Annotated in this window: 5 protein-coding genes; all 5 read left to right on the top strand. The window is 65.8% G+C overall.

The annotated features are described in order from the left end of the window. Positions 1–68 precede the first annotated feature (68 nt). The 5 genes from BT264_RS08655 (at position 69) to BT264_RS08635 (ending at position 11,810) form a co-directional block, all read left to right on the top strand. The gene (locus BT264_RS08655) at positions 69–3,575 is read left to right on the top strand and encodes a two-partner secretion domain-containing protein (protein ID WP_072438184.1); all 3,507 of its coding nucleotides are present in this window, start codon (positions 69–71) and stop codon (positions 3,573–3,575) included. A gap of 589 nt (positions 3,576–4,164) precedes the next feature. After that, positions 4,165–7,269: an ATP-binding protein gene (locus BT264_RS08650; RefSeq protein WP_072438186.1), complete on the top strand. Its 3,105-nt coding sequence runs from the start codon at positions 4,165–4,167 to the stop codon at positions 7,267–7,269. Positions 7,270–7,373: 104 nt separating this feature from the next. Beyond that, positions 7,374–7,571: a hypothetical protein gene (locus BT264_RS39560; protein WP_059709215.1), complete on the top strand. Its 198-nt coding sequence runs from the start codon at positions 7,374–7,376 to the stop codon at positions 7,569–7,571. 323 nt (positions 7,572–7,894) lie between these two features. Then, entirely contained in the window at positions 7,895–8,566 is a 672-nt protein-coding gene (locus tag BT264_RS08640) for a response regulator (protein ID WP_072438188.1), read from the top strand. A 181-nt stretch (positions 8,567–8,747) separates the two neighbouring features. Further along, positions 8,748–11,810 carry a hybrid sensor histidine kinase/response regulator gene (locus BT264_RS08635; protein ID WP_072438190.1) on the top strand — a complete coding sequence of 1,021 codons (3,063 nt, stop codon included), beginning with the start codon at positions 8,748–8,750 and terminating at the stop codon, positions 11,808–11,810. Positions 11,811–12,057 lie beyond the last annotated feature (247 nt).

Raw genomic sequence — 12,057 nt, 5'->3', positions numbered from 1 at the left:
GACAAATAGTTGTATAGGTATGCGAAATAATTATTCGTATACAAACCGATCATGAGGAAACGACAAATATGAACAAGGCCTATTCACTGGTGTGGAACGAAGCGCAAGGTGGCTGGTGCGCAGTCGGGGAAACGGCGCGCCGTCGCGGCAAGTCGGGCGGCGGCAAGCGCCTGCTTGCGGCGGGTGTGTCGCTGCTGGGGCTGGCGGCCGCATCGGGCGCGTATGCGCTGCCGACGGGCGGCGAGATTGCGTCGGGTAAGGCGGACATCGCGACGTCGACGGACGGCAAGACGATGTCGATCAACCAGCACACGGACAAGCTGATCACGAACTGGCAGGACTTCAGCGTGGGCGGCGGCGAGCGGGTGTCGTTCCGGCAGCCGACGAACCAGTCGATCGCGCTGAACCGGGTGATCGGCGCGAACGGCAGCCAGATTCAAGGTCAGCTGGACGCGAACGGGCGCGTGTTCCTGGTGAACCCGAACGGGGTGATGTTCGGCGCGGGCGCGCAGGTGAACGTGGGCGGTCTGGTGGCGTCGACGCAGAACCTGTCGGACGCGGATTTCCTGGCGGGCCGCTACCGGTTCGCGGGTGCGTCGGGTCAGTCGGTGGAGAACGCCGGAACGATCACGGCGGCGGACGGCGGGAGCGTGGCGCTGCTGGGTGCGCGGGTGTCGAACACGGGCGTGATCCGCGCGCAGATGGGCCGCGTGGCGTTGGGCGCGGGCAATGCGTTCAACGTGAACTTCGACGGCAACGGGCTGCTGAACCTTCAGGTTGAAGGCGGGGCGGTGGACGCGCAGGCGCATAACGGCGGGCTGCTGAAGGCGGACGGCGGGGAAGTGCTGATGACGGCGCGCGCGGCCGGCGATCTGCTGGGATCGGTGGTTAAGAACAGCGGCACGATCGAGGCGAAGGGGCTGAGCAGCCGCGCCGGGAAGATCACGCTGGACGGCGGCGAGGTTCAGGTCGGCGGGAAGCTGGACGCGAGCGCGCAGGACGCGTCGACGGCAGGCGGCACGGTGACGACGCGCGGCGAGCGGGTGGCGGTGTCGCGTGACGCGCAGGTGGACACGCGCGCGGCGTCGGGCCGCACCGGCCAGTGGACGATCGAGGCTGCCAACGCGGGGGTTAGTGCGGCTGCACGGGCCGGCAAGCGCGGTCTCGTCATCGGAGGCGGGATCAACGGCAATACCGGCAACGGTGGTACAGGCGTGATAGTCGGTAGCGCCGATGGTGCGATCGACGGTGAGACGCTGTCGCGCAACCTGGGCACGACGAACGTTGCGCTGACGAACACATCGGGCGACCTGACGGTGGGCGATGCGGTGACGTGGGCGAGCGACAACGCGCTGGCGCTGACGTCGAAAAAGGGCAGCGTCGACGTGAAGCAGTCGCTGACGGCGAGCGGCGCGAACGCGGGCGTGACGATGAACGCGGCGCAACAGATTCGCGTTGGCAACAAGGTGACGCTGACGGGCGAAAACGCGAGCCTGGCGTTGAACACGGGCAGCGGCCATACGCTGACGAACGACGATGCGGTGGTGACGCTGTCGGGTCGCAACGCGTCGTTCTCGGCGAACGGCGAAGCGTATGACGTGATCCACGATCTCGCGGGGTTGCGCGGTGTCGACGGCAACATGAACGGCCGTTACGTGCTGGGCAATGCGATCGACGGCAAGGGTGCGCAATTCCGCAGCCTCGGCGGCAACCGTGCGAAGTTCGGCGGTGTGTTCGACGGTCTGGGCAATACCATCGGCAATCTGTCGGTCTCGAATCCCGGTAGCGCGACCGTCGGGTTGTTTGCGGTCAACGGCGGCCGTATCTTCAACCTCGTGCTGGACAAAATCACGGCGCGCGGCCTTGTCGGGCAAGTCGTCTCGCCGATCAGCGTCGGCGCATTGGCCGGCTACAACGTAGGCGACATCACGAACGTGAAGGCGAAAGACGTCGTGGTGAGCGGCGAGGGCCACGCGATCGTCGGTGGTCTCGTCGGCAGCAACCTGAGCGGACGGATCGATCGCGCATCCGTTTCGGGCCGCGTCGAAGGCGGCAAGGAGGCGATGTATGTCGGCGGTCTGGCTGGAGAAAACCGCACGTTCCTTTCGCCGAATCGTGGCGAGGCGACCATCAGCAACAGCCACGCCGACGTACAGGTCAGCAGCAGGTCGTCCGGCGTTACGGGCGGCCTGGTCGGTATCAACCGGGGCGCCATCGCGGCGTCGACGGCCGCGGGCAGCGTCAGCGCCCTGGCCCGCGGCGCGCGCGCCGGCGGCCTCGTCGGCTACCATGAAGGCGGGAGCATCAAGGCATCCTCGTCGTCCGCGAGCGTGCGGGCTGGCCATGACGCGACGGCGGGCGGCCTCGTCGGCTACAACGCCGCGTCGATCGAGGCATCCGACGCGACCGGCGGCGTGACCGTGGGCGACAACGCCAAGGCGGGCGGCCTGGTCGGGGAGAATCTCGGCAAGATCGCCGCGTCGACGGCGGGTGGCAATGTCGTTGCCGGCAAGTCGGCCATCGTCGGCGGGCTCGCCGGCGTCAACCGTGCGACGATCCTGGCGTCGACCGCAAACGGCAGCGTTCAGGCCGGTAACGCCGCGGTGGCGGGCGGGCTCGCGGGATATAACGCGGGCACGGTTCGCGCATCCACCGCGAACGGCAAGGTCTCGACAGGCGCCGACAGCGAACTGGGCGGCCTCGTCGGCCGTAACGGCGTCCTCGGCCAGGTGATCGCGTCGAGCGCGAACGGCAACGTGGACGGGCGCGACAACGTGAAGGCCGGCGGGTTGGTCGGTTTGAACGACGGCGCAATTGACGGTTCGTCGGCCACGGGGACGGTCAAGGTCGGCGCGCGGAGCGTGGCGGGCGGCCTGGTCGGCGTCAACACCGAAAGCGTGAAGTCGTCCGATGCACGCGGCCCGGTTATTGCCGGCGTATCGAGCACCGTGGGCGGCCTCGTCGGCGAGAACAGCGGCGAGGTGGTCGCTTCCTCGGCGGCAGGCAGTGTATCGACCGCTGCGAACGGCATCGCAGGCGGGCTCGTCGGCAAGAACGCGGGCAAGGTGGCGAATGCCAGTGCGCGCGGGAGCGTCAACATTGCCGGTACGGGCAGCGCCGGCGGCCTGGTCGGGCGCAACGAAGGCAGCGTGTCGTCGTCGAGCGCGTCGGGCGACGTCGTCGCGGGCGCCGATAGCTACGTCGGCGGTCTGGTCGGGCAGAGCGTCATGAGCGCATCGATCGATGCGTCCAGCGCCTCCGGTTCCGCGAAGGGCGGGGATTGGAGTAATGTCGGCGGCCTCGTCGGCGAAAACGACGGCAAGATCGCGTCGTCGTCGTCGTCAGGTACGGTGTCCGGCGGGCGCGGTTCCCGCCTGGGCGGCGTGGCAGGCTCAAACTTCGGCAACGTCGATCGTTCGAGCTCGAGCAGCCGTATTGCCTACACGGCCGGCTACGACCAGTGGTACGGCGGGCTGGTTGGCGTCAACTTCGGCTGGATGCAAGGCAATAGCGTGAGCGGAAGCGCGGCGGCGGTGCCGCTCGCGGGCCTCGATTTCGGCGAAATCGGGAACTGATCGGTCCCGTTCCGGGAGCCGGGTTTCGTTGCAGTGACGCTCGCCTCCCGGGCACATCGCGCTGTCGCGGCTTCGATGCGAGGCCCGTTCGGCATAGGTACCGGACGGGTTGGCGACTGGCGATGGCGGCTCGCGCGCCATCGCCGGCTCGGTCTTTCCCGCAACGATGTTTTTCAAGGGTTCTTCACGTCGATCCGCGAAGAACCCTTTCTTTTGGCAGCGAGCCGGGTACGGCCGGAAAATCGACGGGCAGTCGGTATTGGCCGCCGTCGTTACGCATCAGCTAGCCGCGCGGCCGGGGCTATCTCTAAAAAAACTGCAGTCCAATGTGTTGCCTGAGCGGCTAACCCGCCGAACGCTCTGTCAACGCAACGCGAAACAAACGACTCGAATTTACCGCGTCAAAGTTCGTTCAAGTCCGAAATTATGATGCCGTCAGTTTTGACGTGTACGAAATGGTTCGTACGATGAGGACACCCCCGCGGGCCTTTGGCATGATCGGAAATCCCATTATTCCAGGTGTTTCCCGAGACGATTGCGAGTGCCGGAACGACGTCGTTCCGGCAGCGCTCGCAATCGTTGCCGCGCCATGTCGCAGAGCCCGCTTCAATCCCTTCGTCGCTATCAGAGCATTTCGGTGTTCGGCGGCGGTATCGTCGTTACCATCCTTGTCCTGATCGCTTGCGGTCTCGGGATGGCGTCGATCGTCTCGGGCTATGTCGAGGGGCAGCGGCGCAACTACCTGAACGGCCTGGAACAGACGCTGAACGAAATCCAGGTAAGCGAAACCTCGTTCCGCAACGGCGTCGCGAATGCGCAACTGATCTGGCAGGAGGCCAGCGACGTGCCGGCGGCGGTCGTCGACGATTTCTTCCTCAACGACCAGCGCGTCGCGACCCGTCCGCATCCGTCGCTCGTCGTCGGCGTGCCCGCGCGTAACAGCGATCGGGCTGAAGTCGCGCGCTATCTGTCGCTGTCGGTCCTGTTGGCACGCATCTGCGCGGCCAGTTCGCTCAATCGCGGCCGCACGCTGGAGGGCTATCACTACAGCACGCGCACGGGCTTGTTCGCGCTGATACCCCATCGGGATCGCGACGATCCGGCGCTGGTTTCGCCGGAAAGCCGCGCACGCGTGCTGGATGCGCTGCGCGTCGATTTCGAGCGCTCCTATCCGGGCATCGTCGATGCGCGCCCGCACGTGCGCTGGCTGGCGCCGTTCACCGATCCCGTGTCCGGGCAGCCGCGCATCCGGCTCGCGGCCGAGGCGCGCGACAACGGCAAGCCGTTCGCGGTGCTCGTCACCGAATATCCGCCCGATTACCTGCTGTCCTGGCTCGCCGACTATCGCCCCGAAGGCATGTTCTACATCACGACGGCCGATGGCCGGCTCGTCACGATGGATCCCACGGCGGGCGAAACCGGCCGCGTGGAAAGCCTGCTGAAGCTGAACCCGTGGCGGGGCGGCGCGTCGTCGTCGAGCGCGCCCGTGTTCCGGGACGGCTTCCTGCTGTTTCACGGCAAGCTCGAATCGACGGGCTGGACGCTTGCGTATGCGCTGTCGTGGACCGACATCGCGGCCGATGTCGCGCATTCGGCCGGTACGCTCGGCGCCGCGACACTGCTCGCGCTCATGGTCATGTGGGGCTTGCTGCTGCGCTTTCATCGGCGGGAGTTCGTGCCGCTCTATGTGAGCTCGCAGCGCGTGTTCGACAGCGAAGCGCTGTGCCGCAGCGTGATCGAGATGGCGCCGATCGGGCTCGGGCTGATCGCGCGCGACGACGGGCATTTCATGCTCGTGAGCCCCGCGCTGACGGACATGGTCGAGCGGATCGGCGGTGACTATCACGTGCTGTCGAGCCAGGTGGCCGACGCATGGCAGGCGCGCGGCCACGCGGGCGGCGTGCTGTACGGCGACCTTCTGGTGGGAGACGTGCAAGCCGCGGACCTGCACCTCGAATTCATCGCGTGTGGCGCCCGCTATCAGGGCACGGACGTGCTGATCGCCGCTGTCGCCGACATGAGCGCGAAGCGGCAACTCGTGCAGCAGCTGGAAGAGGCCGTGCGCGCGGCCGATTCGGCCAACGCCGCGAAATCGTCGTTCCTCGCGGCGATGAGCCACGAGATCCGTACGCCGCTGAACGTGATTCTCGGCAACCTCGAACTGCTCGAGCGCTCGGCACTCGACGCGACCCAGCATGGCCGCGTTCATACGCTGCGCACGTCGGCGACGAGCCTGCTCGCGCTCGTCAGCGACATTCTCGATTTCTCGAAGATCGAGGCCGGCGCGATGTCGGTCGAATCGATCGCGTTCGACGTGACCGCGGCGGTCGAGCGCGAGCTGAACGCGTTCGCGACGATCGCGAAGGCGAAGGGGGTGCAGCTATTCTGCGAGATCCATGCGAGCAGTACGCAACAGATGCGCGGCGATCCGACCCGGTTCGCGCAAGTGCTCCGCAACCTGCTGAGCAACGCGCTCAAGTTTACCGACGTCGGTCGCGTGACCGTGCGCGTCGCGGTCGTTGCCGAAGGGTACGACGCGCCGGAACTGTCGGTCGAGGTCGAGGACACCGGCATCGGAATTGGCGCTGAACATCGACGCAAGCTGTTCAAGGCATTTTCGCAGGTCGACACGTCGATCACGCGGCGTTACGGCGGCACCGGGCTCGGGCTTGCGCTGTGTGACCGGCTTGTCGCGGCGATGGGCGGCCGCATCACGGTGGAGAGCAAGCCGGGCGTCGGCAGCCGTTTCATGGTGCATCTGCCGCTCGGCATGGACGTCGCCGCGCTCGACCGGCCGCGCGCGGCACACCCACACGTGCTGGCGCTGATCGCCGCGCATCCCGGATGGTGCGATTTTGCGTTGCCGCATCTACGGGCATGGGGATTCGACGTCAGCGTGTACGACAGCCCGTCGAGTCTGCCGGCCGGCATTGCACGACACGGCGCGGTCGTGCTGTTCGGCGATTCCGACACGTGGTCGCAAGCGGATCTGAACAGCCTGAGTGATTGCGCGCCGCTGATACTCGCGATACCCGACGGCCCGCTCGAACCGTATCGCGCGGGCGACACGGTACGCGTGTCGAGTTATTCGCTCGGCGGCTTGCGCGCCGCGTTGGCGCTTGGCGGCCCGATGGGCGATGAATGCGGGATCGATGTCGTATCGGGCGATGACCTGTGGCGTGACGACCTGCATGCTCGCGGCTCGGCGACAGCTGAAACGTCGCGCGACGCGGCCGCGCACGGCAGTCGCGCATTGCGTGTGCTCGTCGCAGACGACGAAACCATCAACGGCTCGATTTTCAGCGAGCAACTAGACGCGCTCGGCTGCAGGGCAGCCGAGGTCGGATCGGGGCGCGCGGCGCTCGAATCGCTGGCCAGCGACGGCTGGGACGTGCTGCTGATCGGCGACGATCTGCCCGACATGCGCGCGCACCAGCTGGCCGAAGCGGCACGCGGCGTCGATGCCGCGTGCGACGTACTGGTCGTGACGTCACATGCGACACCCGAAGGCATGCAGCGCTGCACGGCAGCCGGCGTTCGGCGCGTATTGACGAAACCCGTGACGCTCGGGAACCTGCGCGGCGCGCTTGCGCATGCGTGGCAGCGACGTGCCGCGGCTGCGGCGAAGGAGGCATGCGTGGCCGCATGCCCATCGGGCTCAACCAATCATGAAACGGAATTGCATGACAAATAACCAACAGCAGCGATCGCATCAACAAGTATTCGAGATAACAACAGCGGCAGGGTGCCGACGCACGTCGCGCGGCAGATTTCAAATCAATACTGGAGGGGAACATCGTGCGTCATGTAGGGAAGATATTCGCACTGTTGCTCGATTTCGCCGCACTTTCTGAGAAGTCTCGCCGGGAATTCCTGACGATGATGAACGAGTTTTTGCTGATGTCACCGGTTCAGCGGCGACGTGCGCTGATCGAGTGGAAAAATAGGGTGGATGGCAACTCGCATGATCTGCCCGGCGATTCGAGCCACCGATAGCGCGCCGTGTCGCGGCACGGCCGCGCTACCAGGGAGCGCGGCAGGACGACGTCGCGGCCTTCCGTAACGCTCCGAACCGTCGCGAGCTTCGGCAAATCTGCGCGGTGTCGCCGTGCCGCCGCATCGTGCGCGCCGCGGGCGCAGATGCATCGTCCGCCGCGCGGCCATGCGTCGATTGAAAGGCAAACCGGGATTTATCTTAAAATTGAGGCACTATTTGTCCGGTGCGCCGAATACGGCCAGCCATCGCACGATGGCGCGAGCATGCTCCCCGTCGCGACGGGGACCGGATGCGTGACTGAAAGCCTCGGGGAAACAGGAACATGGACGAATTCTTTGTGCGCGTGATGGTAGCCGACGATCATCCGGCGTCCGCGCTCGGCATCTCGCAGGCGCTGCAGGGCAACAGCACGATCAAGCTCGTGGGCACCGTTTCGAACTCGACGGATCTGGTCGCGGCGCTCGACGCGCAGCAGAGCGACGTGCTCGTGCTCGACTATGTGATGCCGGGCGGCAAGTACGGCGACGGGCTCGTGCTGCTGTCGTTCCTGCAGCGCCGCTATCCCGCGCTGCATATCGTGACGATCACGATGATCGACAATCCGAGCGTGCTGCGCGCGATCCACAAGCAGGGCGTGAGTTGCATTCTCAGCAAGTCCGACGCGATCTCGCACCTGATCGGCGCCGTGCATGCCGCCTACGTCGGCGCGAACTACATGTCGCCGTACATCAAGCAGCTCCTGCAGGACGTCGAATCCGAGCCCGCCGCCCGCGCACTGACGACACGCGAGATCGAGGTTGTCCGGTTGTTCGGCGCGGGCTACACGGTGGGAGAGATTGCCGCGCAGCTCCATCGCAGCAAGCAGACCATCAGTTCGCAGAAGTCAAGCGCGATGAAGAAACTCGGGATCGTTCGCGACGCGGATCTGATCCGTTACAACGACGAGCAAAACCTCTCCGGCGCGCCTGACGGCGATGCGTCGTCGTCGGCGTGACGCGCGCGAGGGCCAGTTGCCGCTCTGGATCCGCTTCAGCACAGACGCCGCCGAAGTGAAGCAATGCGTGTGGGTGGACGCACGGCGCGCGACATGACCACCCTGTTTTCAAGGGCGCCGACGCGCCAGTATCGGCGAATGATGCGGTTTGCCCGGCCACGAGCGACGAGATCGATACGACATGCCCGCAAAGCTCAAAAGACTTGTTTCTCACGCCACCGTGGCGGTTCACAAACCATTCGAGCCGGGTCGTGTCCGGCGGCAGCAGCAGTTCCTGCTGTACGCAAGCGGCGCGGCGGTCTCGGCGTTCATTCTGGTGTGCGCGACGCTCGTCGTGCTGCTCGACGTGCAGGAATCCCTCGAGCGCTTCCGTATCGAGTTCACGGAGCGCAAGGCCGAGCTCGTTGCCGAGCTGGAGGTCATGAAGGCACTGCAGAATCGTTATGTCGAGGACATGGAGCTACATTGGGCAAGCGTCGTTGAAGATGCGTCGGGCCTGCCCGGGTTGCTCGAAGGCAAGCGCGGCAAGCAGCGGTTCGTCGGGCGGATCGGACGAGTCGCGGTTGCCGCGTACGCCGACATCCCGTCGGCGGATTCGACGAACACGCACCTGCCGTACCTTGCGCGCTTTCTCGATCGGGTCGAAGTGACAGGTGTCCTGGCGCCGCCGCAACCGGCCGATCCGGGGTTGACCGGCTATCTGATCGATCCGAACGGCGATTTCCTCGTCGAGACCGGGTATCCGCTGGTGAAGCGATCGCTCGCGTTGCCGGCCGGTTTCGACGTGAGGGCACTGATCCGGCAATTGAGTCCGATGAACGATGGTGCGTCCGTAGCGGCGACGCCGGCCGTTCCCGGCAGAAACACGATTACGCTGGACCGTCGATTCGACCCGGTGCTCGGGCGCTCCGTGCTGCGGCTGGTGCAATGGGTGCGTGGCGCGAGCGGCAGGCCGGTCGTCTGGTTGGTCATCAACAGCCGGCCGCAGACAGACGAGATTTTGCGTTCGCCGGGCGCCGGCAGGGAATATGCACTCGTTGACTCCGACGGAAATCTCCTGATCGGCAGACAGCCCGACAGCACGATGGTGGCCCGTGCGCTCGGTCATGCGCGCCGCGCGCCCGGCGAGAAAGCGGTTGCACATCGGGTCGGGATGAACTTCTTCGTCAGCGACATGCTCCCGGGGGCGGACGAAGTGGTGATGGCGACCTTCACGTGGCGCAGCGTGCTGAGCGACATCGCGCTGCGCCTGGGCATGACGGTCGGTTCCGCGCTGCTGGCGCTCGTGCTGATGTGGGTTGCAATCGTGACGTTCGACCGGCGCGCACTGCGTCCGGCGAACCGGCGAGCGATTCGCCTGATCGAAAGCGAGGCGCTCAACCGGACGCTGATCCGCACGGCGCCGGCCGGGCTCGTGCTGCTGTCGTTCATCGACGGCGAAGCGATCGTGCGCAACGACGCGATGATCGCCTACGAGCGGGACGTGTCGGGCGAGCCGCTCGGCAAGCGGCTGTGGCGCGCGTACCGGGACGGCGCGCCCACCGGCAACGCACGCAAGCGCGTGACGCGAGAGCTGGCCGTCGAGCGCGAGGGATACGGCACCGTCTATCTCGACGCGCACATCGCGCGCACCAAATACCGCGGGATCGACGTGCTGCTGTGCACGTTGCTCGACATCACGGCCCGCAAGCAGGCGGAGGAGAAGCTGCGCGAGGCGCGCGAAGCCGCAGAACTCGCGAACAAGGCGAAGTCGACGTTCCTTGCGACGATGAGCCACGAGATCCGCACGCCGCTCAACGCGATCATCGGCAACCTGGAGTTGATGGAGCGCGCGCAGATGGCGGCGCCGCTACGGCGCCGGCTGGGGACGATCATGTCGTCGTCCGACGCGCTGCTGCGCGTGATCAACGACGTGCTTGACCTGTCGAAGGCCGAGTCGAACCAGATGGCGCTGGAAAGCATTCCGTTCGACCTGCGTCGTGTCGTGGACGACGTGGCCGCGATCTTCCGCCCGCTCGCGGATGCGAAAAACCTTGCGCTGACGTGCCGAATTGCCCCGGATCTCGCCGATGGTTACTTAGGAGATTCGACCCGGCTGCGGCAACTGCTCTCGAACCTCGTCAGCAATGCGATCAAGTTTACGAAGCGCGGCGGCGTGACGATCGACGTGCGGCTTGCACAGGCGGGCCTGGCCGACCGTGGCGTCGAAATCGCCGTCCGCGATACGGGCATCGGCATTCCCGAAGACAGCATGCCGACCCTGTTCGATGTCTATATCCAGACCGATGCGTCGATCTACCGGCGCTTTGGCGGCACGGGGCTCGGCCTGCCGCTGTGCAAGCGGATCGTGACGCTGATGGATGGCGAACTGTCGGTCGAGAGCCGGCTCGGCGAAGGCTCGACGTTCGTCGCGGCGCTGCCGTTGCGCGCTGCGCCGTCCGGCTGGCGGGCCTACGACCCTGAGCATGGCGCGGGCGGCGATGTGCGGCCCGCGTTCGACGCGGATGCGACGCCGGCGTTGGACGTAGGGCATGAAGTCGATGAGACCGAAGACGACGATGACGAACCACTTCGCGTGCTCGTTGCAGAGGACCATCCCGCGAGCCGGGCGCTGCTGCGCGACCAACTCGACGCGCTGCGCTACGACGCGACGATCGTCATGAACGGCATCGAAGCGATGCGGGCCTATTTCGAGCATCCGTACGATATCGTGCTGACCGATCTCGGCATGCCGGAACTCGACGGCTTCGCGCTGGCGAATTTTCTCCGCGAACAGGGTGCGAAGGTGCCGGTGATCGCGATGACCGCGCACGCGACCGATGATGACCGCAGGCGCTGCGAACAGGTCGGCGCGGTGGAGGTCGTGCTGAAGCCGTTGACAATCAATGCGCTCGATGCGGTGCTGAAGCGGCACGCCAGGCGTGGCATGCTAAGCGACGCGAAAGCGACGCACGGCATGCGCCCGGTGATGACCGACGAGATCCGGGACAAGCTGCGCACGTCGACGCTGCGTTCGCTGGCGATGATCGACGATGCGGTATCGAACGGCAGAGCCGATTCGGTCAAAATCGAGCTTCACTCGCTGCGGGGCGGCTTCGCTCTGGCGGGCGATACGGAAGCCAGAGACGCATGCGCACATGCCGAACGGACCGTGGCCGAGGGCGGTATGGATGCGTTTGCGCAGGCGTGGCCGGCTTGCCGGGCAGCCATCGAACGTACGCTTGCCCGGCTGATCGGAATGTAATCGTGGCTCCAGAACGCCATAGGGCTGGCGTGCGACAGGATGTGGCCACGATCTTCCGCAATCACACGGTGAAACGTGTTCGGCAATGGTTTGAATGGCGAATGATTGACTGAAGCCGCGATGGCAGTTGTCATCACCGGTGAGACCGGACGATCGTCACGTGGGTTGACGCGACGTCGATCAGGGATCGATTTCCCGTCGAGCTATTGAAACACGGCACATTCAAGTGTCGAGTGCGAACGCTATG

The organism is Burkholderia sp. NFPP32, assembly GCF_900119325.1.
Lineage (GTDB): Bacteria > Pseudomonadota > Gammaproteobacteria > Burkholderiales > Burkholderiaceae > Burkholderia > Burkholderia pyrrocinia_C.
Note: the sequence above shows the minus strand (reverse complement) of the source record. Positions and strands in the feature narration are given on the sequence as shown.